The organism is Marinobacter sp. EhC06, from assembly GCF_001650915.1.
Taxonomy (GTDB): domain Bacteria; phylum Pseudomonadota; class Gammaproteobacteria; order Pseudomonadales; family Oleiphilaceae; genus Marinobacter.
In genome coordinates this window covers 403850-426264 of the sequence record NZ_LXYO01000023.1, presented here as the reverse complement: position 1 = coordinate 426264, position 22415 = coordinate 403850, and the positions used below count along the sequence as shown (strand labels likewise).

Genomic DNA, 22415 nt, shown 5'->3' with positions numbered 1-22415 from the left:
AGACAACGAGAGTCCATGCCCCACCATCTGATGAACCTGCGCCATGTACCCGATGACGAGGCCGATGAAATTCGTGCTCTGTTCGATGCCCACGAGGTGGCCTATTACGAAACGCCGCCAAGCCGCTGGGGTATCAGCATGGGCGGTTTCTGGGTGCACGATGACGATGAGGCGGCCCGGGCCAGGGCGCTACTGGACGAGTATCAGCGGCAACGCTATGAAACCCAGCGGCGGGCCTACGAGGAGCACCTGGCCAGGGGCGAATCCGGCGGTTTCTGGTTCATGCTCAGGCAGCGGCCAATCCGGACTCTGGCGGCCTGCATTGCCATTCTGGTGATCATGGGCCTGAGCCTGCTGCCGTTTATCCGGATCGGTTAGCGGCGCGGGCGTCACCCCTCTTGTTGGCGGGCGAGGAACCCTATCGCCTCGTCTACCGCATCGCCTGCAGTCAGGAAGCTGGTGACATGCCCCCGCAGGTGCATCTCGTAGAGTTCGCTGTAGATCTTTTGATCCTCAAGAGCTGCCCGGAAACGTTCTGCCTGACTGAAAGGCACCAGCATATCCATGGCACCGTGAAACAGGAAAAAGGGCGGCGCGTTGGCGGTTACATGGCTGATCGGGGACGCCTTGCGATAGGTTTCCGGCATCTCGTGCTGTTCTCCACCAAGGAACTGCCGGATCAGTTTGCCTGAACCAAAAGCCATGAGGTCGGAAGGCAGGCCACCGGTGACAACCGCATTCAATCGGGTTTCCGGTACACCGTAGGGCTGGTTCAGATCGCTGTCGGAGCTTGCCACCAGAGCCAGTAGCGCAATCAGATGGGCGCCGGAGGAGAAACCGAAACCGCTCACTCGGGTGGCGTTCAGATGATACTCATCGGCGTGCCGGTTCAGCCACTGTCGGGCCAGTTGCAGGTCGTGCAGCTGGGCCGGGAAGATGTATTCCGGCGCGAACCGGTAATCGATGTTCATTACCGCGAAACCGTGACTGGCCACCTCTTCGGCGATCCAGGCCATGTCCTCCCGGGATCGGCGTTGCCAGCCGCCCCCATGAACCATCAGGACAACCGGATAGCGCCGCTGTGAGACTTGCCCGGTCGGAAGGTAGAGGTCGGCGAAGAGCGCTTCTGGCCAATCACCGGGCGAAAACCGCAAGTCCTTCTCTACTCGGAAAGCGACCTCGTCCGGGACGCCAGCCGAGGCAGGCCCGTTATGATGGGTGGCACACCCTGCCAGTACCAACAGGCTCCCGATCAACGCTGTCACCACGCCAGTTCTTACATTTTCGCGGTGGTTTGATACGCGCATCTTGTTTCTCTCCCGAAGCGGTCGCAGATTCGTATCCAGATTCTACGACCGCTCAGGGCTCGTGGATGCGGAACGGTCAGATTTGTGTCTGGCGTGACTCTGTTTTGCCCCGCGGAAGTCGAAATGAAGGAATGAAAGCCGGCACCCGTTCCCGATAGGTGTGATAGGCCGGCCCAATCGCTTGCTTGAGATCCCTTTCTTCCACCGGCGTGATGACCAGGATGTAGGCTGTTGCCAGGGTCGCCATCAGGGCATGGCCGAGAGTCACGTCCGGAGTTGCCCAGAATACGACCATCCAGCCAAGACTGATGGGATGGCGAACCAGTCCGTACAGGTACCTGGCCGAAAATGGTGCTTGCCTGGGCGGCTGGCGGCGAAGATGCCGCCAGACCGGGCCGAGGCCGAAGAAATCGAGGTGATTGATGTGGAATGTGGCCAACACCATGATCACCCAGCCGGCCCCGTGCAGACCATAAAGCAGTCCCCTCAGCCACCCCGCTTCCGCCTGCCATAGCATCAGCGGCAACGGCTGCCACAGTGCGATCACACCTACGAGGGTCAGGCCCGAGACCAGTACATAGGTACTCCGCTCCAGAACCGGCGGAATCAGACGTGTCCAACGTGCCTTGAAGGCCGGACGCGCCATTACCGAGTGCAACGCGAAATAGGCCATCAAAAGCAGGGTGTTTGCGAATGTGGCAAACATTTCGTTGCCCGCTGTGCCCTTGTCGATGCCCAGAGGCATCAGATTGAGCAGGAAGGCCATCAACGCCAGTAATGAGGAAAAACCCACGCCATAGGCGAGCAGTGCATAGAGCCCGAAGAAACATTTTTTCATGATCCGCTTTCCTCCTCGTTGCGGGCGATGAAATAGACGTTGAACGGATCGTGGTCCAGGCGCCTGGAGACTATGTGGCGAAAACCGGCCTGGCGAAGCATCAGTTCCGCCTTCTCTTCACCCCAGAGTGTGCCCAGTCCGGGTCCGCCCTGGGCGAGTGAAACCGGCGTACAGTGGGCGCAGGATATGGTGTACAGCAGCGGGCCAAGGGGATGCTCAAGGTTTTTCTCCAGAAAGCTGGAGCCGGCGATATCCTGCATCAGGTAGACCCCGCCGGGCCGAAGGGCTCCGGAGATGCCGCTAAGCAGGGCCGCCGGGTCTGCCTGGTCATGAACAGCATCAAAGGTGGTGATCAGGTCATACCCGGCAGGGGCGCGGAAGTCCCGAAGATCCCTGGCTTCAAACGTCAGATTGGTCAGCCCCAGGGAACGGGCTTTTTCCCGGGTGGGTAGGAACGCCTCCTCACACAGATCGAAGCCGGTGAACCGGCTGTCGGGGAAAGCCCGGGCGAGGCTCAGAAGCGCCAGACCTCTTCCGCAGCCGGCATCCAGCACAGAAATGCCATTCGCCAATCGATCTGATAATCCCGGAACCAGGGGCAGGATGTGATCGAACAGAGCGCTGACGACGGTCTGATGGCTGTCTTCCGCCATAACGTCGTGGAAGCAGGGGTAAGCATCGTAGGGCAGCCCGCGACCGGTCCGGAAACAATCGAGCAGGTCTGTTTCCATGCTGCTGATCAGTGGAATGAACCTGGCGGTCACTGCCAGGTTATTGGGGGTGGCGCTGCGGGTCAGGCAGGCGGCGTGGGCTGGATCCAGGGCGAAGGTTTTATCAACCGGGTGATAGTCCACGATGTCGCCTGTAACCATCACCGACAGCCATTCCCTGACATATCGCTCGGCCAGCCCAGCGGCTTCCGCGATCTGACCGCATGTGGCCGCAGGTAGGCTGGCCAGGGTATCGAACAGCCCGAGCCGGTGCCCCAGTGAGCTCATCGCCACGATTGCGGCGTGATTTACCATACTGGCGAAACGGTCTCCAAACTGTTCGGGTGTACGTGTAGGTGCAGAAACTGAAAGTGGTGCATTCATGACGCGTTCTCCTTGATTGACGTAGTCTGGTTGGTGCGCGTCCATACTGAACATATCGGCGCGGGCGCCCTTCAGCGAAATCGGTCAATTACTGGTCAAATCGGCCAGGTGGTCATCGCATCTGGATGGTTTTATGATCGTGGCTGAACAGGAGGGCAAGACATTGGAATCGAACAAGCCGGGGTCACCCGGACGTCCTCTGGAGGTCGGTATACTTGCCGTTCCCCAGGCAACAGCGTCGCCGATTTACGGTATGCAGGAACTTCTTACTTCTGCGGGACGTGACTGGGATTTCCTGATGCAGGGAACGCCCGGGGCCGGCCTGATCAACGCTTCTATTGTGTCGTTGGACGGGGCGCCAATGGAGCTTGCCAGTGGGGGCTGGGTCAAGCCAGCAAAGCGCCTGGATGATGATTACTGTCCCGATGCGCTCTGTATTCTCGAAGTGGTGTTCGACCCTGCTGCCGGTCCCGGCGATCTGTTTCTCCGCGAAACTCAATGGCTGAATGACTATTGGCACCGGGGCGGACTTATTGCCACCGCCTGTACCGGGGCCGTGCTTCTGGGCGAGGCCGGTTTGCTGTCGGGTGAGGACGCGACCACACACTGGGGCTTCTGCGATTTCATGGCAAAGCGTTACCCGGGGGTCCGGATGCATCCGGAGCGGGCACTGGTGGCCTCCGGTTCCGGTCAGCGACTGATCATGTCAGGCGGCGGGACGTCGTGGATGGATCTGGGGCTGTACCTGATCGCCCGGTTCTGCAGCCAGGCGGAAGCAATCCGCGTTGCCAAGGTGCACCTGATCGAGTGGCACGAAACCGGACAGCAGCCCTTCGCATCTGTCAGCCATCAGCGCCAGTCGGACGATGCGATCATCGCCCAATGCCAGCAATGGCTGGCCTATCACTACGATCAACCTTCTCCGGTCGCTGGCATGATGTCACTCAGTGGTCTGAGCGAGCGTTCTTTCAATCGCCGGTTCCGGCAGGCGACCGGAATGACGCCGATTGAATACGTCCTGACGCTCAGGCTGGAGGAGGCCAAGCAGATTCTGGAAACCAGCAAGGTTTCGGTGGAAGCGGTGGCAGAGATGGTGGGATATCAGGACGCCGCCTTTTTCAGTCGGAAGTTCCAGCAGCGTGTTGGCCTGACACCGGCGCAGTATCGACGGAAATTCGGTGGTATCGGGCGGTTATCACCTCACTGAACGTTGGGGTTAAGAGCCTGATTGTCCGACATTCCATACAGTGTCCGAGTTTCGGGACAGATTGCTCCAGGCCCTCTACTGCGCCATTTCTCGTTTATTGATTCGCTATTGACTGTCCGGAAATCCGGAACAATTACTTTCCTCGAAACCAAAAGGTGGATTAAGATTATATAAATCAAAAGGATACCTGGTTGGCACAGGATCCGCATGGCGTTCCCGGGGCCCGGCTTGAGGCCTGGTCTGTTCGTTTACAACAACAAACAAGGAACGATCATGAAACGAATAATGCTCTGCGCCCTGATCGGCGCCACGGGGATGACCCTGACTGCCTGCAAGGATGGAAAACCACCCTTCAACGAGATCCCTGACTTTATCCAGGGCGACGTAAACCAGACCAGCTACGACGGTGTTACCGATGACCTGTTAACTGCAGGCCTGGGTGCCAGCGGTCTGGCCACTACGCCCGCGCCTGCGTTTGCCGACCCTCTTAATCCTACAGCCGCCGAACTCCGTCGCCTGGCGATCTATAACAATTACCGCGCGTTGGTGGACACCGCTCCCGGCGGTGGTTACGGCACCTTCTTCGGCCCGCAGGTAGACGCCAGCGGTGAAGGCCTGATTCCGGGCGACGAATACCTTGCTTACATGGCGGTGCCGGGTACCGACGTGCCGGTGACGGTCATGGCCCAGGTGCCCGATAGCTTTGATCCTGATCGCCCCTGCATGGTCACTGCGCCGTCCTCGGGCTCCCGTGGCATCTATGGCGCCATCGGTACCGCCGGCGAATGGGGTCTGAAAAAAGGGTGCGCCGTTGTCTACACTGACAAGGGTACCGGGACCGGCTCCCATAACCTGGCCACCAACACTGCCCAGCGCATTGATGGCACGCTTACCTCTGCCGATGAGCCAGTGCAGTTCCGGGCGGATCTGACCGATGAACAGCGAGCAGACTTCGACAGTGCCTGGCCGGATCGTTTTGCCTACAAACACGCACACTCGAAAGCCAACCCGGAAGCCGACTGGGGCCTGCACGTGTTGCAGTCCATTGAATTCGGCTTTTATGTGCTGAACGAAAAGTTTGGCCGGGAACTGGGCAACGGCGAAACGCTGCTGACCATCAATCCCAAGAACACCGTGGTTATTGCTTCCAGTGTCTCCAACGGCGGTGGTTCTTCAGTTCGTGCTGCCGAGCAGGACACTCGCGGCCTGATTGACGGTGTTGCGGTGTCCGAGCCCAACGTGAATCCGGAAGTGGACCGGAGCTTTACCATTCGCCAGGGCGAAGGCCCGGTTATTACCGAGCACAGCCGGAGCCTGCTGGATTACACCACGGCCCTTGCCGTCTATCAGGGTTGTGCCAACCAGGCACCGGCGATCCGGGACGATGCGCCATTGAATGCCACCTTCAATCCCCCCGCAATCGGCGAGAATATCTGTAACTCCCTTGCCAACAAGGGTCTGGTAAGTGGTGCCACGCTGGATGACCGGGCTACCGAAGCGCTGCGCATCCTGAACGAGGACTTTGGTATTCAGCCGGAGCAGAATCTGTTGGCGCCGGTGCACTTCGGGCTCGCCGTAGCCCAGAGTATTTCCATGACCTATGCCAATGCTTATAGTCGCGCCGGTGTCGAGGATCGTGTCTGTGATCTCAGCCTGGCGGCCGTGGATGGCGCCGGGGCAGTGGCTCCGATAGCGCCGGGGGTAGAGGCCGCTCTGTTCTCTATCAGCAATGGCATTCCGCCGTCGGCCGGGGTGAACATCGTCTACGATGGTGCCGATGGTCAGCCCACCAATCTGCCTGCCAGTGCTTCACCAAGTACCAACCAATTGGACTATGGCCTGGATGCACTGTTGTGCCTTCGTAGCCTTGCCCAGGGCAGCGACGCCGTCAGCGGAGCTGATCTGCAGGGCTCTGACGCCGAGCTGGCAACGGCTATTGCCGAGGGTATCGCCGAAGTCCGTGCCTCGGGTGATCTGCAGGGCAAGCCGACGGTTTTCGTGACCGGCCGTGCCGATGCGATTCTACCCATCAACCACACCTCCCGGCCCTATTTTGGCCTGAACCAGCGAGTGGAGGGGGAGAAAAGTAACCTGCGGTACTACGAAATCCTGAACGCGCATCACCTGGACGTACTTAATGGTTTCCCGGGCGTTGCTGACCGGTATGTGCCGCTGCACCACTATTATTTCCAGGCGCTGGATCTGGTCTGGGCCAAGCTGACCGAAAAGCAGGCATTGCCGCCCAGCCAGGTGGTTCGCACTGTACCCCGGGGCGACATCACGACACCACTGGCGGAAGCCAACCTGCCGGCGATCAATCCCGAGCCGGATGCCGCAGACCAGATTGTCTTTGAAGACAACCAGGTCCGGATTCCGGAATAAACGTGCCACCGGCCGGCCTGCTATCGGGCCGGCTTCGTTTGCCCCCGGTCCGGGGGCCCCATATACTTCCGTGACTGCACCCGGCCTGCCGGGTGCCAGGGTTAATACCATGAATGACATTCGACCCGTTGGTGCGCGGTACATGACAGAGCTGTTTTCTGACAAGAACAAGAGTGGCCTGACCCGGGACCTGATCGAAGCCCTGTTTCCGATGTTTGAGGAAGCCAGTGCCGGCGCGATTGCTGTCGACCGGAATGCCCGGATTACCTGGATCAACAGTAGCTATTCCCATCTGCTTGGCCTGGGCGATCCGTCAAAGGTCATTGGCAAACCGGTGCGTCAGGTGATTCCCCAGACGCGAATGCCTGAGGTCGTTGAAACCGGCAAGCCCCTGTTGTTGGATATCATGGAGCACAATCAGCAACAGCTGGTTGTAACTCGACTGCCCTATTTTGACGATGACGGCGAGATCGTGGGCGGGGTTGCGTTCGTCCTTTACGACGACCTGCAACCTCTGACCCCGCTGGTTTCCAAGTACCGGCGTCTGCATCAGGATCTGGCGGCGGCCCGTAAGGCGCTGGCCAAGAAATCTCGCGGCACCCGGTACAGCCTTGGCGATTTTGTCGGGGCCAGCCCGGCGGCCCTGGAAGTCAAGCGGAGGGCCCGTCTGGCGGCCGGGCGAGACATGCCGGTGCTTCTGCTGGGCGAAACCGGCACCGGCAAAGAGGTCCTGGCCCAGGCCATTCATACGGTATCGGCCCGGGCGGAGAAACCATTCGTAGGTGTCAACGTCGCGGCTATTCCGGATAACCTCCTGGAAGCAGAGTTTTTCGGGGTCGCTCCGGGGGCTTACACCGGTGCTGACCGTCGTACCCGGGACGGCAAGTTCCAGCTGGCCAATGGCGGCACGCTGTTCCTCGACGAAGTGGGTGATATGCCTCTGCCGCTGCAGGCGAAGCTGTTACGTGCGCTTCAGGAAGGCGAGATTGAACCGCTGGGCTCCAACAAGGTGGTTCCGGTGGATGTCCGGGTTATTGCGGCCACCAGTCGAAATCTTGAGGTCATGATCGCCGAGGGTGAGTTCCGGTCGGATCTCTATTACCGCCTTAATGTTCTCGAAATTCCGATACCACCGCTGAGGGATCGCCTGGCAGATCTTGGCGTACTGTGTGAAGCGTTGCTGGAAGAGATCTGTGAAGGCCTTGAGCTGCGCGGTGAAATCACCGACGCGGGAGTCTCGGCCCTGGGCAGTTATGACTGGCCCGGCAATATCCGGGAGCTTCGGAACGTACTTGAGCGAGCCCTGACCATGGGGGAGGAAGGAGGCCTGCTCGATGCAGACGCTATTTTCAAGGTATTGCCGCGCAATGGTAACCGCCCGGTGTCTTCCCTGACCCCTCAACCGGTCCGGCCGCTGTCGCAGACTCTGGCAGAAGCCGAAGCCCATGCCATTGAGGAAGCCCTCGTTGCCAGCCGGGGCAATCGCACCCGCGCGGCTAAGCTGCTGGGCATCTCAAGGTCTGTTCTCTACGAAAAACTGGCCAGACTGTCCTGAAACCCGGACGCATGTCCTGTTGTCCGTACAATTACCTACGACTGAGGTCTTAATATGTCCTGATTATCGGACATTTAAGTGTGCCCAGTCTTCTTCCATTCTCTCCAATCTATTGAAATAAAAGATAAAAAGTAATCTGGCACAGTGCCTGCAATCTCCGGGACGCAGGACGTCAGAACAATGCAGAGAACAAGACTGACGCAAACTGTTGGACCCCAAGATTAACCCTGTCCGTCTGTTCCTGCATTCTCTGACTATACTCAGATCAGGCCCCGGCTATCCGCGCCAGGCCAGATACAATAACAATGTTAGGAGACTTGCCAATGAAACTTCTCAAGGCTCTCACCGGTGTGGCCGGTGCGATCGCTCTCACCACGGGCTCTGCGTTTGCTGACGATCTGCGCTGGAAAATGCCCGTAGCCTTCGCTACCAACCTTCCGGGCCTCGGTTCTCCCGCTGCCTGGGTTGCAGATAACCTCACCACCGCTTCCGATGGCAGCATCCAGGTCCGTGTCTATGAGCCCGGCAAGCTGGTTCCGCCGTTCGATATCCTGCAGTCCGTCTCAGACGGCAAGGTTTCTGCTGGTTACACCTGGATCGGCTACGATCAGGGCAAGGTGCCTGCGATTCCTCTGTTTGCAGCTGTTCCCTTCGGCATGAAGCCACCTGCCTACATCGGCTGGTATTACTTCGGTGGCGGTCATGAAATGCTGCAGGAAACCTATGCCAATAAAGGCTTCAACGTTCACGCACAGCTGTGCGGCATCATTGGGCCTGAAACAGCAGGTTGGTATTCCGAGCCCATCGAAACTCTGGAAGACTACAAAGGCCTGAAGATCCGCTTCGCCGGCCTCGGCGGCAAGGTTCTCGAAAAACTGGGCGCCTCTGTCACCATGATGCCTGGCGGCGAGCTTTACCAGGCACTGGAGAAGGGCACCATCGATGCCACCGAATTCTCCATGCCAGCTATCGATCAGATCCTTGGCTTTAACCAGGTCGTCAAGTACAACCTGTTCCCGGGCTGGCACCAGCAGTTCACAGCCCAGTACATGCTGATCAACAAGGACGAGTGGGCACGTGCCACCGAGGCACAGAAGGCGCTGGTTGAGGCTTCCTGTACTGCGGCAACCACCCGTGGTTTGGCCGAAGGCGAGTACAAGAACGGCAAGGTTCTGGCTGAGTTCCAGGATAAGGGCGTTCAGGCCGACCAGATCCCCCGCGACGTTCTGCTGAAGCTGAAAGAAGTAACACAGGAAGTACTTGAAGAAGAAGCGTCCAAGGATGCTGACTTCAAGCGTGTTTACGAAAGCCAGCAGGAGTTCATGGAATCCTACAAGGTGTGGGATACCCGCGCCTATGTTCCGGCGGACCTGTAAGGTTCGGGGCTGACCCTGAGCACCGGACGCAATTCCGGTGCTCATCGATTTAGTCTGGATGGCCCTGCGGGGCCATCCTTGTTTCACGGCAGGCTTTCTGAACGAGGAACTGTTGTATGACAGTGTCTGATAAAGGCTCACCGCCCGATGTACATGCATCGGCGTCGGACGCCGGTCAATTTATTCATCATCACACCGAGTTTCCAACCACCCGACTGAGCGAGGTTTTGGACGGTGTGATCTCTGCAATAGGCAAGAGTGCGTCCTGGCTCTGGTTCGTGGTCACCGGAGTGATCATTTACGCCGTGGTCGGTCGCTATGCCTTTGGTATGGGGTCGGTCACTCTGGAAGAAGTCCAGTGGCACCTCGCCGGCGCCGGTTGGTTGTTGGGGCTGGGCTATACCCTGGTAACTGATGATCACGTCAGGGTGGATGTCATCCATGAGCGCCTGTCGCTCAAGGGCCAGGCCTGGATTGAACTGTTTGGCCTGGTGTTCCTGTTGTTGCCGTTTCTGGGATTGGCTGTCTACGAGATGATTCCCTACGCCGTGAGTTCCTGGGAGCAGGGAGAGACCAGCCAGGCACCGGCGGGCCTTCCTTACCGCTGGATCCTCAAGGGCGTTCTGGCGCTGTCTTTTGTGCTGCTGATTATCGCTGCCCTGTCCCGTCTGCTGAAAGTTACTGCCCTGCTTTTCGGCTTTCCGAAGCCAGTCCGGGTCGAATCCGGTGAGAACAAGAAAGAGGATGCGTCCTGATGGAGCTTGAAACCCTTTTTGTAATCGGCATGTTCCTCACCTTCGGGGCACTGCTGATGACCGGCTATCCGGTTGCGTGGGTACTGGGCGGCACCGCGGTTATCTGGACCGTTGTCGGTGTCGTCGCCGTTGAGAATTTTGGTGCCAACCTGTGGTTCGACTACTCCTCCTCCATGGGGCTCGTCCCCGAACGAATCTGGAAGGTGGTAAGCAGTGAAACCCTTGTGGCCCTGCCCATGTTTATCTTCATGGGCATCATGCTTGACCAGTCCGGCGTTGCCGAGCGGCTGATGAACAGCATGGTCAAACTGTTTGGCGCCGTTCGTGGCGGCTATGCGGTTACCGTAATCGTGATCGGCGTTCTGTTGGCCGCGACCACCGGTATCATCGGTGCTTCCGTGGTGCTCCTCGGCATGTTGTCCCTGCCGGTAATGATGGAGAACAAGTACGACAAGGGATTTGCGGTGGGTACTGCCTGTGCCACCGGGACCCTGGGTATCCTGATCCCCCCGTCCATCATGCTGGTGCTGATGGCGGACCGGCTGGCCGTTCCTGAGGCATCCGTCGGCGATCTGTTCATGGGCGCCTTCTTCCCCGGCCTCATGCTGGGTGCCATGTACGTGGCATACGCCATCATTCGCCCCATGCTCCAACCCCACATTGCGCCGGTACCGGCGGGCACCGAGAAAGTGACCTGGGGTATCGTCTGGGAAGTGGCGAAAGCCGTTGTGCCAACGGCCGCGCTGATCCTGGGCGTTCTCGGTTCTATCTTCGCTGGCATTGCAACGCCAACGGAAGCATCCGGTGTCGGTGCGCTGGGCGCTCTGCTGTTGGCCCTGATGTCTGGTCGACTGAATCTGAAAGTGCTCAACTCTTCCATGCAGCAGACCACCCGAACCGCTGCGTTCATCTTTGCCATCTTCCTGGGCGCAACCGCGTTCTCTGTCGTTCTGCGCGGTCTGGGTGGCGATCAGGTAATTGAAGACGCCCTGTTGGGTCTGCCTTTCGGACCCTACGGCGTGGTTCTCACCATCCTGTTGGGTGTTTTCCTGCTGGGCTTCTTCCTGGACTGGGTCGAGATCACCTTGATCATCCTGCCGCTGGTGGCGCCGGTGGTGCAGCAGCTTGGTTTTGATCTGGTGTGGTTCACCATCCTTTTTGCCATGTGCCTGCAGACATCATTCCTGACACCGCCGGTCGGATTCGCGCTCTTCTACATCAAGGGTGTCGCCCCGCCGGAGATCAAGGTCACCGATATTTATCGTGGCGTTATACCGTTCATCATTATCCAGCTGGTAGCTCTGGCCATTGTGTTCGTGGTTCCGGAGATCGCGACCTGGCTGCCGAGTGTGGCTTACGACTAAGGAGACAATAACAATGCGTCTGGAAAACCGGATTGCCTTGATTACAGGTGCCGGTCGCGGCATCGGCCGGGCCATTGCCGAGGCCTATGGCCGCGAGGGAGCCAAGGTCGCTGTGGCTGATCTCACGCTCGAGGCGGCACAGGATACCGTAGCTGCCATCGAACAGGCCGGCGGTACCGCAATCGCTCTTGAAATGGATGTTACTGACGAATATGCAGTTGACGTAAACGTTAACTATGTGGTTAAACAGTGGGGCGGTCTGGATATCGCCATCGCGAACGCCGGCATCCAGCATATCGACCCGGTGCACAAGCTTGCTTATTCCGATTGGAGCAAAGTCATGAATGTGCATCTCGATGGCGCATTCCTGGTTACTCGCGCGGCACTCAAACACATGTACGAGAGTGGCGGGGGCACCATGCTCTACATGGGGTCGGTGCACTCTCTGGAGGCCTCTCCCCTGAAAGCCCCGTATGTGGCTGCCAAACACGGCATGCTGGGATTGTGCAGGGCGGTGGCGAAAGAGGGTGCGGAACATGGGGTGCGGAGCAATATCATCTGCCCCGGGTTTGTGCGCACCCCTCTGGTGGACAAGCAGATTCCGGAGCAGGCCAAGGAGCTGGGCATTTCCGAAGAGGAAGTGATCAGCAAAGTTATGCTCAAGAACACTGTGGACGGCGAATTCACCACCCTGGAAGACGTGGCAGAGTTGGCGGTTCATCTGGCTGCATTCCCCTCTGCGGCTTTGACTGGCCAGTCCATCGTGGTCAGTCACGGCTGGCATATGCAGTAACATTCAGGAGATATGGATGAGCAATGAAGAACAATCACCGGTAGTCTGGTCTCCGTCGGAAGACACCCTGGCCAGTTCCCGCATGGGCCAGTTCAAGGCCTGGCTGGAGCAGCAGGGCTTCGTTCCCTTTGCCGATTACCACGCCTTGCACCAGTGGTCCATTGATGAGCTGGAAACTTTCTGGCAGAAAGTCTGGGACTACTGCGGCCTGGTCTGCGATACCCCGGCCGAGAAAGTACTGGGCAAGCGTGAAATGCCGGGCGCCGAATGGTTCCCGGGCATGAAATTGAACTTTGCCGCCAACCTGCTTAGGCTGGCGGATGGCGAACACGCTGATCGGGAAGCGGTCGTAGCATACTGCGAAACGCGCCCGGTGCTGCGCCGCACCTACGCACAACTCAAAGCGGACGCGGGCGCCCTGGAAGCCTTCCTGCGTGACAAGGGTATTCAACAGGGCGATCGTGTGGCTGGCGTTGTTACCAATGGCTACGAAGCTTTGGTTGGTATGCTGGCAGCGACAAGCATGGGTGCCATCTGGAGTTCCGCCTCCCCGGATTTCGGCATCGGGGCCATTCTCGACCGCTTTGGCCAGATTGAACCTTCAGCACTGATCGTGGTGAATGGTTACGGCTATGGCGGCAAGGTATTCGCCCGCCAGCAGGACTTTGCAGAGCTGATTGCAGGGCTACCCACTCTCAAATCGGTTGTCAGTGTTCAGCAATTGCCGGACGAGCCACCGATTGCCGGAGACCTGGTTACCACCTGGGAAGACGTACTGGCCTATGGCCAAGGCAATGCGCCTTCCTTCACGCCGCTGCCCCCGGACCACCCGGTCTATATCCTGTATTCCTCCGGTACCACGGGCAAACCCAAGTGCATCGTTCACGGCAACGCCGGCCTGCTGGTCAACCACGCCAAGGAACTGATGCTGCACGGCGACGTTGGCCCCGAAGACCGGTTCCTGTACTTCACCACCTGCGGTTGGATGATGTGGAACTGGCAGGCTTCCGCCCTGATGACCGGCGCAGCCGTGATCACCGTTGACGGCTCCCCGGGCTATCCGAGCCTGAACTTCCTCTGGGACACCGTGGCGGAAGAGAAAGTCACCCACTTCGGCACCAGCGCGAGATTCATCGCCGGCTGCCGGAAAGGCGAACTCCAGCCCGCGAAAAATTTGGACCAGAGCAAACTGAGGGTGGTGTTCTCCACCGGCTCACCGCTGCTGCCGGAAGATTACGACTGGGTCTACAGCGACGGTGCCCCCGGCGCCCTGCTCGGTTCCATTGCCGGTGGAACCGACATTTGCGGTTGCTTCGTAGGCTCAACGCCGCTGTTGCCTGTTCGTCGCGGCGAAATCCAGTGCCGTTTTCTGGGTGTTGATGCTGTTGCCTACGGCGACGACGGCCAGCCGGTCAGCGAAGGCCGCGGGGAACTGGTCTGCCGCCAGCCGTTACCATCCATGCCGGTCAGCTTCTGGCAGGACCCGGACGGCGAGCGCTACCGCGATGCCTATTTCAATACCTTCCCCGGCGTTTGGGCCCACGGCGATTTCATTGAATTCACCGAGCATGGCGGCGCCATCATCTACGGCCGCTCCGACGCCACCCTGAACCCGGGCGGCGTTCGAATCGGTACCGCGGAAATCTACCGCCAGGTAGAAACCGTGGCCGAGGTCAAAGACAGCCTGGTGGTGGGACGCCAGATCGACGGCGACGTGGAAGTGGTTCTGCTGGTGGTCCCGGCCGATGGCCAGGAAATCACCGACGACCTGCTGAAACAGCTCAAAATCCGAATCCGCGAAGGCGCCAGCCCGCGCCACGTGCCCAAGCACATCGTGCAGGTGAACGACATCCCGTACACCCGCAGCGGCAAGAAGGTGGAACTGGCGGTGGCCCGGTTGATCAACGGCTCTAAAAAGGCCGACAACCGGGATGCTCTGGGGAATCCTGAGGCGTTGGATCATATTCGGGAGCGGTTGGCCGAGGTTGGGTTGTTGCCCGATTGAAGGTCTGAAATCTGAGGGTGGTTGTCGGATTACGCCGTTGGCTAATCCGACCTACTGTCAGGTTGAGGCTCGTTTTGTTGACAATCAGTCATAGAAGGCTGGCCAGATTCGGCTTGCGGAACCCAACTGAAAAGCTTGAATAGCGGGGCGGGTGGAGCCTCCCAAAACTGTGCGGAGCCAGGGATGGCGGAGCCCAAGCGCCACATGGATGTGCCGCAAGGAGCGTGTTTTGGGAGGCTCCACCCGCCCTGCGTCCACTCCCAGTCGATGTTAGAAAGTTTCGTAAATTCCCGCCATTTCATCGTCTTGTAACCGAAGATCAGGCATTTTTAGTCCGTTCTTATACTAAGATCGTAACCAAAATTAACGAAAAACTGGTATCTTAGTAGGTCTATCAAAAGTTCCTAATCAGTCATTGCTCAGGTCGGACGTTCAAAAGACGCCTGACCCCGCCATGACCGTCCTGAACCCACCCATTAGCCTGAGGACGAAAATGACATCATCCAAAGCCAAGATTGTCTACACACTGACCGACGAGGCGCCAGCCCTCGCGACACGGTCACTTCTTCCCATCCTGGAAACCTACGCCAAGCCGGCTGGAATTGAATTCGAAACCAGCGACATCTCCCTCGCGGCGCGTATTCTGGCGAACTTTCCGGATTATCTGGAAGAAGATCAGCGGGTTCCGGATGCTCTGGCCGAACTGGGTGAATACACCAAGGATCCGGACGCCAACATCATCAAATTGCCAAACATTTCAGCGTCCATTCCGCAGCTGCGGGCGGCTATCAAAGAGCTGAATGAGCAGGGCTACAACGTTCCGGAATACAAGGAACACCCTGAAAACGACGAAGAGAAAGAAATTCAGTCCCGCTATGCCAAGGTTCTGGGTAGTGCTGTTAACCCGGTGCTCCGTGAAGGCAACTCTGACCGTCGCGCGCCGGCAGCGGTAAAAGCCTTTGCCCGCAAATACCCGCACACCATGGGTGAGTGGAGCCCGGCATCCCGTACCCACGTGGCCCACATGCGCGGTGGTGATTTCTACTCCAGTGAGCAGTCCGTAACGCTGGACAAGGCCACGAAAGCCAACATCGTGTTCGAGAACAAGCAGGGTAAGCAGACCGTTCTGAAATCCGACCTGCCCCTGCAGGAAGGCGAAGTGCTGGACGGCATGTTCATGAGCAAGAAGGCCCTGGTGAAGTTCTTCGAGGACGCCATTGCTGATTGCGAGAACACCGGCGTTATGTTCTCGCTGCACGTGAAAGCCACCATGATGAAAATCTCCCACCCGATCGTGTTCGGTCACGCGGTGAAGGTTTTCTACAAGGACCTGTTCGACAAGTACGGTGAGCTGTTCGACGAGATCGGCGTGAACCCGAACAACGGCCTGTCCAGCGTGGTCGAGAAGATCAAGCAGCTGCCGGAATCCAAGCAGGAGCAGATCCAGGAAGACCTGCACGCCTGTTACGAGCACCGTCCGGAAATCGCCATGGTGGACTCGGTCAAGGGCATCACCAACCTGCACGTGCCCAGTGACGTCATCGTGGACGCCTCCATGCCGGCCATGATTCGTAACTCCGGCAAGATGTGGGCCCGGGACAACAAGCTGAAGGACACCAAGGCGGTTATGCCCGAGTCCACCTACGCCACCATCTACCAGGAAGTGATCAACTTCTGTAAGACCCACGGTGCCTTCGATCCCACCACCATGGGTACCGTGCCGAACGTTGGTCTGATGGCGCAGAAAGCCGAAGAGTACGGCTCCCACGACAAGACCTTTGAGATCAAGGAAGACGGTGTTGTTCGCATCGTTGCCGACGACGGCACCGTGCTGACCGAGCACAATGTCGAGACAGGTGACATCTGGCGCGCCTGCCAGACCAAGGACCTGCCGATCCGCGACTGGGTCAAGCTGGCGGTCAACCGTGCCCGTGCCACTGGCATGCCGGCGGTGTTCTGGCTGGACGACGAGCGTGCCCACGATGCCCAGCTGATCAAGAAGGTGAACACCTATCTGAAGGATCACGACACTGAAGGTCTGGATATCCGCATCATGTCTCCGGTTCGCGCCATCCGCTGGACCATGGAGCGCCTGATTCGCGGTCTGGATACCATTTCTGTCACCGGTAACGTTCTGCGTGACTACCTCACTGACCTGTTCCCGATTCTGGAACTGGGTACCAGCGCCAAGATGCTGTCCATCGTTCCGCTGCTCAACGGCGGTGGTCTGTACGAGACCGGTGCCGGCGGTTCCGCGCCAAAGCACGTGCAGCAGCTGATCCAGGAAAACCACCTGCGCTGGGATTCCCTGGGTGAATTCCTGGCCACAGCGGTCTCCCTGGACGAGCTGGGCGAGAAGCAGAACAACGAGCGCGCGCGCCTGCTGGGTCAGACCCTGGACAAGGCTACCGAGCGTCTGCTGGAAAACAACCAGTCTCCGTCCCGGGTTACCGGTGAGCTGGACAACCGTGGCTCTCACTTCCACCTTGCCCGTTACTGGGCAGAGGAGCTGGCCAACCAGGACAGCGACAAGGAACTGAAGGAGTTCTTCACCAAGCTGTCCTCTCAGCTGGAAGAGAACAAGGACAAGATCCTGGAGGAGATGACTGTGGTTCAGGGCCACCCGGCGGATATTGGTGGCTACTACCACCCGCCGATGGAGAAGGTCTGCGAAGTTATGCAGCCCAGTGCCACGCTGAACAGGATCCTTGAGGATGCTCGTGCATCCGTGAAGTAAGTTCAGCGCTAAAGCATCCGGGAGCACGCCCGGATGCAATCAAAAAACCGGACAGCCCTGGCGGGTTCTCCGGTTTTTTTGTGTCCGTCCAGGGCAATCAGTCCTCGTCCGGTTCGTCCTGATAGCCTTTGCCGGTTTCGCCGGCTCGTCTGAGCTGAATCAGGGTGAGCGGCGGCCCCACCAGTTCAAAAATCACCGTTGCGCCAATAACCAGGGGCAGAATATACGTCAGCTCCGGCAGCCGTTCGGTCGCCAGCAGTGCCAGGCCAAGGGCAACGCCGGCCTGGGGCATCAGGCAGGCGCCGATCCGTTTCCGGGTATGTTGTGTGGAACCGGCCAGATAGCCGCCGAACCGTCCGCCCGCCAACCTGCCTGCAATCCGTGCGGCAACATAGGCCAGGCCCAGCGCGCCGAGGGCTGGCAGCATGGCCCATTCAAGCTGGTAGCCGGCCATGAAAAAGAACAGGGCCAGGAACGGCTCGGAAATGCCTTCTATTGAGCGGAATGGGCGCACATGATGCCTTGCCCGGTTGGCAACTACGATGCCCAGTGTCATGCAGGTCAGCAGATAGGAGAGGCCAAGAAACGATGCGATGCCGGCGGCCACGAAGACAAAACCGGCAGATTCCAGCAGCATGGGCTCGCCGGGCCGCAGTCGGCCCGTGAGCCAGGCCATGGGCAGGCCCAGGACAATGCCCAGCAGAACCGCCCCTCCGACATCCGTAAATCCGATCACGAGGGTTGAAAGCCCGGTACCGCCATTGCCCAGCAGTAATTGGGCGCCGACCAGGCAGATACTGAACAGAATGGCGCCCCAGGCGTCGTCGATGGCGACGACCTGGAATACCAGCCGAGTCAGCGGGCCGTTGGCACCCGCTTCTTTCAACGTATCCAGTGTTGCTGCCGGTGCTGTTGCCGTTGCGATGGAGCCCAGGAGCAGCGCAGCAGGAAGGTTCCGGGTAACCAGCCAGACTGCGACGGCAACAAAGGCCGCCGTTACAAGGGAGACGGCAAGGCTCACGATCACCGCCTCCCGCCCTTCCGCCAGGTTCTTCACCGCCATGCGCTCACCCAGCAGGAAGCCGACCATGGCCAGGGTTAGTTGGGTAATGAATCCGAAGTGGGCGTCGGCGCCGGTTGGCAGAAGATCCAGAAGTTCCGGCCCGGCAAGCGCGCCTAGCAAGAGCAACAGGGTGACCCTGGGCACATGTATGCGTTGGCCGATACCGTGTGCGGCCAAGGCCAGCAGCAGGGTGCCGCCGATCAATAGCAGGTCCGTTGCGTGGTTCAAGGCTTACTCCTGATGGAGTGGGAAAAAACCGCCGTTTACCAGTGTTGCCAGATCCCGCGGTGCAAGCTCAATTTCCAGGCCGCGGCGCCCGGCGCTCACAAAAATGGTATCAAAGCCCAGGGCCGAGTCGTCGATAAAGGTTTTCAGCTTTTTCTTTTGTCCCAGGGGGCTTACACCACCCAGAACATAGCCGGTTGTGCGCTCGACCGCCTGTTTGTCAGCCATGGTGGCTTTCTTTCCGCGGGCCGCCCGGGCAATCAGTTTCATATTGAGCATCCCTGTCACCGGCACGATGCCCACGACCAGCTCCTTACCATCGATGGCCACCACCAGGGTCTTGAACACCCGGGCAGGGGCCACGCCGGTTTTCTCTGCGGCCTCGGTGCCATAGCTCTCGCTTGCCGGATCGTGTTCATATTCATGAATGGTATGGGGCACTGCGGCCTTGCGCGCCGCGTTTATGCCAGGCGTCATGCTCGGCTCCTGAATGGGGGACAGAGATCGGGAATTAAAGCAGCTAAGCGGCACTGCAACAACTGCCCGGGTTCGGTGGGTAGCGAACGATTTTACGGAGCATGACATTTGTCACTCGACTTAACGTCCTGTTATGACTATTTTTCGTACATTATGAATGTCCAAACCCCCATGGCTGTGTGTTCATGGTGCCTCAGCGGCCAGACTCTCAAGGAATGAAAAGATTGAATGATAACCGGACACCCCTGCGGCGGGCTGGCTGGGCAGCGCTGGTCTATCTGATTGCCGGCTTTGCATGGATTGCGTTTTCCGATACCGCCGCCGAGGCATGGTTCCCCGACCCTCAGACCTTTTCCCTGGTTCAGACCTGGAAGGGTTTCCTGTTTGTGCTGACCACGGGCCTCGTGCTGTTCGTGGCGCTCCTGCGCCAGCTCACCAAGGATCGGGCCCTGCTCACCCTGCAGCACAATCAGCGCCAGGCCCTGCGCAAGCGAGAGCGCCAACTACAGGTCCTGATGGATAACCTACCCGGTATGGCGTATCGGTGCCGTTATGATCCGCATTGGACCATGCTGTTCGTTTCCCAGGGGTGTGCCCGTCTCACCGGCTATGAGCCTGAAGACCTCATCAATAACCGGGTTACCAGTTACGCCAGCCTGATGGATGACGAGGACAACGAGCGGATCCTGGGGGAGGTGCAGGCGGCTCTGGACAAGGACGAGTCCTTTTCACTGGAATACGGCCTTACCCGACAGGATGGCAGCCGGATCTGGGTGTGGGAGCGTGGCCGCGGTGTTGAGGAAGAAGATGGTACGGTTGTGCTCGAAGGCATCGTGCTGGACATTTCCGATCGCAAGACCCTTGAAAACGAGCTGGAGGAAATGGCCACCCGGGATCCGTTGACCGGCCTGTTCAACCGCCGGGAAATGTCCAGGGTTCTCGAGGAGGAGCTGGAGCGGGCCAGACGGTATCAGAGGCCCATGGCCGTGCTCTGGGTTGATTTCGACCATTTCAAGGATATCAACGACACATTCGGCCATGCCGCCGGCGATTCGGTTCTCCGGTCCATCAGTCGCCTGCTGCTGGGCAGCGTGCGCAGCGTCGACTCCATTGGTCGGTTTGGCGGCGAGGAGTTCGTTATCGTTCTGCCGGAAATGGATCTTGAAGAAGCTCAGGAGACGGCGGAGCGGCTCCGACGCAAAGTGGCCGAAGAGCCACAGCCGCTCGGGAATGACCAGACGGTGCCCCTGACCATCAGTGTCGGCGTTGCGGTCTATCCCGATCACGGGCAGACGGCCTCCACACTTTGTGCTGCGGCCGACAAGGCCATGTATCTGGCCAAGGAGCGCGGGCGAAACTGTGTTGCCATGGCGCACCTGCACGACCAGGTCCATAATCAGTAAAGAGACCCGTGTTCCGGGCCAGGTGGAGGCGGTGACGTCAGCCTGATTGCGGCCCGGCCAATGTGCAACGGGGTGGTTCTATTGAAAATAGAAAAACAACAATCGTACTGAAAAAGGTTTGAACTGATGAACCGACTTGCTCGCCGTGCCCTTCATAGCAGCCAGATTCCCGAGGATCTCGAAACCGTCACTTTCAGGGATGCCGCTGGTGAAAATCCGGCTGCTGCTGGCGTAAGTCAGGAGACGGTTGATGCTCTGTGGCGCAGCGTCCAGAGTCTGTACCGGACTGGTGTGCATCCGGGTATCCAGATCTCCATTCGGCATAAGGGCGAGCAGGTGCTGCACCGGGCCATTGGCCACGCCAGTGGCAATGGCCCCCATGACCCGAGGGATGCGGTTAAAGTCCCGATGACCACCGATACCCCGATTTGCTACTTCTCTGCTTCCAAGGCGGTTACAGCCCTGCTGATGCACATGCTGGCAGAGCAGGGCTTGGTGAACCTGATGGATCCCGTGTCCTACTACTGTCCGGAGTTCGGGGTTAACGGCAAACGCACCATTACCGTTCACCAGATTCTCTCCCACCGGGGTGGCATTCCTGCCATTCCGCGGGAAACGCCGATTGATGTACTTTGGGACAACGACGAAATCTGGCGCCTGCTCTGCGCCGCCCGGCCGGTGGAGGTCGATGGCGCCAAGGTGGCGTATCATGCGATCACCGGCGGCTTTGTGCTCCAGCGGGTTCTGGAACGCGTGACCGGCGATACCATTGAGAATTATCTCGACAAGCACCTTCGTCGGCCCATGGGTATGAAATGGTTTACCTATGGTATCGCCCCGGAGCATCTGAATGATCTGGCCTGCAACTACGCCACCGGGCCAACCCCCCGTTTCCCGGTTTCCTGGGTCGTCAACCGTGCTCTGGGAGGGGATATCCGGACCGTTGAACGGGTTACCAATGATCCACGGTTCCAGGAGGCGGTGATCCCGGCGGGAAACCTTTGCGGGACCGCAGAGGAAATGAGTCGGTTCTTCCAGATGATGCTGAACGGCGGGCTCTGGAACGGCCGGCGAATCTGCAGTGAGATCACCATCCGCCGTGCTATTCAGCAGTTCGGCTCCCTGCAGATAGACCGCACCATGATGATACCCATGCGCTTCAGTGCCGGCATGATGCTGGGTGGCAACCCGGTGGGTCTCTGGGGCCAGAACAGCCGGTTTGCCTTTGGCCACGTGGGTCTGATCAACAAGCTGTGCTGGGCAGACGCTGCCCGTGATATTTCGGTCAGTCTGCTTAACACGGGCATCCCGATTGTCGGCCATCATCTGCCAGCGCTGGCGAAGTTCGTGTATACCGTGGGCAACCGCTTCCCGCTGATACCGGAGCACCGGCGACCGCTGATCGCCGCTTGAGGCGTCTTCTTCAGAGGGTCCGGAGCTGGGCTTCCAGGATGCCAAGCACTGATGACAGGATGTCGCGGAAATCGGTCAGTGTCTGAGTGCGCTGGATCACGTCTTCGCGGTTTTCATCGAGTCGCTCCAGTTTCGGGACCACCCGCCGAATGCCCTCGGTGATCACTTCGTAGGGGTAATGGTGGTCCTGAATACTGAGCTTGTTAATCTCGGCCACTTCCTGGCTGAAGATGCTGATGATGTCGTACAGCATGTCCTTGTGGTGAATGCTGCTGGCTTCCCAGTAGGCATCATCCAGCAGTTCCAGCAGCGACAGATATTCGCGGAGGGTATCCGCCACGGACGTCTGGGTCATGGGAGCTCCTGTCGGTGGGCAATGTTGTATCTACAGGGAACTATAGCAGGGCTTCCATCGTGTGAA

General features: G+C 58.9%; 18 protein-coding genes. 12 read left to right on the top strand and 6 right to left on the bottom strand.

Translation table 11 applies throughout. From position 1 onward, the window contains the following. Window positions 1-15: 15 nt before the first annotated feature. Window positions 16-378, top strand: a complete 363-nt coding sequence (locus A8B84_RS11925) for a DUF6164 family protein (RefSeq protein ID WP_064229392.1) — start codon at window positions 16-18, stop codon at window positions 376-378. A gap of 11 nt (window positions 379-389) precedes the next feature. Here the strand turns inward: A8B84_RS11925 and A8B84_RS11920 are convergent, their stop codons facing one another. The 3 genes from A8B84_RS11920 to A8B84_RS11910 form a co-directional block, all read right to left on the bottom strand. Then, on the bottom strand, window positions 390-1307 hold the full coding sequence (locus tag A8B84_RS11920) for an alpha/beta hydrolase (protein ID WP_064229391.1): 918 nt from the start codon (window positions 1305-1307) through the stop codon (window positions 390-392). A gap of 76 nt (window positions 1308-1383) precedes the next feature. Next, a complete protein-coding gene (locus A8B84_RS11915; protein ID WP_064229390.1) occupies window positions 1384-2145 on the bottom strand; it encodes a methyltransferase family protein in 762 nt (253 codons plus the stop codon). After that, window positions 2142-3239, bottom strand: coding sequence for a class I SAM-dependent methyltransferase (locus A8B84_RS11910; protein WP_064229389.1), 1098 nt, complete (start codon window positions 3237-3239; stop codon window positions 2142-2144). Before A8B84_RS11910 ends, A8B84_RS11915 begins: the two co-directional genes overlap by 4 nt. A gap of 133 nt (window positions 3240-3372) precedes the next feature. Here A8B84_RS11910 and A8B84_RS11905 point away from each other — a divergent pair, with 133 nt between their 5' ends. From A8B84_RS11905 to A8B84_RS11865, 9 genes are all read left to right on the top strand, one after another. After that, the gene (locus A8B84_RS11905) at window positions 3373-4446 is read left to right on the top strand and encodes a GlxA family transcriptional regulator (protein ID WP_082905152.1); all 1074 of its coding nucleotides are present in this window, start codon (window positions 3373-3375) and stop codon (window positions 4444-4446) included. Window positions 4447-4719: 273 nt separating this feature from the next. Then, window positions 4720-6828: a 3-hydroxybutyrate oligomer hydrolase family protein gene (locus A8B84_RS11900; RefSeq protein ID WP_064230077.1), complete on the top strand. Its 2109-nt coding sequence runs from the start codon at window positions 4720-4722 to the stop codon at window positions 6826-6828. Between the two features lie 142 nt (window positions 6829-6970). Further along, window positions 6971-8383, top strand: coding sequence for a sigma-54 interaction domain-containing protein (locus tag A8B84_RS11895; protein ID WP_064230076.1), 1413 nt, complete (start codon window positions 6971-6973; stop codon window positions 8381-8383). A 323-nt stretch (window positions 8384-8706) separates the two neighbouring features. Further along, window positions 8707-9759, top strand: coding sequence for a TRAP transporter substrate-binding protein (locus A8B84_RS11890; RefSeq protein WP_064229388.1), 1053 nt, complete (start codon window positions 8707-8709; stop codon window positions 9757-9759). Window positions 9760-9875: 116 nt separating this feature from the next. Then, window positions 9876-10514 (top strand): TRAP transporter small permease subunit, encoded by a 639-nt coding sequence (locus tag A8B84_RS11885; protein ID WP_064229387.1) that lies wholly within the window; start codon window positions 9876-9878, stop codon window positions 10512-10514. Further along, window positions 10514-11878 (top strand): TRAP transporter large permease, encoded by a 1365-nt coding sequence (locus A8B84_RS11880; protein ID WP_064229386.1) that lies wholly within the window; start codon window positions 10514-10516, stop codon window positions 11876-11878. Before A8B84_RS11885 ends, A8B84_RS11880 begins: the two co-directional genes overlap by 1 nt. Before the next feature lie 13 nt (window positions 11879-11891). Further along, entirely contained in the window at window positions 11892-12671 is a 780-nt protein-coding gene (locus tag A8B84_RS11875) for a 3-hydroxybutyrate dehydrogenase (RefSeq protein ID WP_064229385.1), read from the top strand. Window positions 12672-12687: 16 nt separating this feature from the next. Further along, complete coding sequence (locus tag A8B84_RS11870) at window positions 12688-14676, top strand: acetoacetate--CoA ligase (protein ID WP_064229384.1); 1989 nt, start codon at window positions 12688-12690, stop codon at window positions 14674-14676. A 493-nt stretch (window positions 14677-15169) separates the two neighbouring features. Beyond that, window positions 15170-17413 (top strand): NADP-dependent isocitrate dehydrogenase, encoded by a 2244-nt coding sequence (locus A8B84_RS11865; RefSeq protein WP_064229383.1) that lies wholly within the window; start codon window positions 15170-15172, stop codon window positions 17411-17413. A gap of 97 nt (window positions 17414-17510) precedes the next feature. On the opposite strand, the gene A8B84_RS11860 is transcribed toward A8B84_RS11865, so the two are convergent. Together A8B84_RS11860 and ybaK are read right to left on the bottom strand one after the other, a co-directional pair. After that, window positions 17511-18704, bottom strand: coding sequence for a cation:proton antiporter (locus tag A8B84_RS11860; protein ID WP_064229382.1), 1194 nt, complete (start codon window positions 18702-18704; stop codon window positions 17511-17513). Between the two features lie 3 nt (window positions 18705-18707). After that, a complete protein-coding gene (gene ybaK / locus A8B84_RS11855; RefSeq protein ID WP_064229381.1) occupies window positions 18708-19178 on the bottom strand; it encodes a Cys-tRNA(Pro) deacylase in 471 nt (156 codons plus the stop codon). A 215-nt stretch (window positions 19179-19393) separates the two neighbouring features. Between ybaK and A8B84_RS11850 the strand changes: the two genes are divergently transcribed. After that, the gene (locus A8B84_RS11850; RefSeq protein ID WP_227512805.1) at window positions 19394-20581 is read left to right on the top strand and encodes a sensor domain-containing diguanylate cyclase; all 1188 of its coding nucleotides are present in this window, start codon (window positions 19394-19396) and stop codon (window positions 20579-20581) included. A 126-nt stretch (window positions 20582-20707) separates the two neighbouring features. Further along, window positions 20708-21994, top strand: a complete 1287-nt coding sequence (locus tag A8B84_RS11845) for a serine hydrolase domain-containing protein (protein WP_064229379.1) — start codon at window positions 20708-20710, stop codon at window positions 21992-21994. 10 nt (window positions 21995-22004) lie between these two features. Here A8B84_RS11845 and A8B84_RS11840 read toward each other — a convergent pair whose 3' ends face one another. Next, on the bottom strand, window positions 22005-22349 hold the full coding sequence (locus tag A8B84_RS11840; protein WP_008176786.1) for a hypothetical protein: 345 nt from the start codon (window positions 22347-22349) through the stop codon (window positions 22005-22007). Between the last annotated feature and the right edge of the window lie 66 nt (window positions 22350-22415).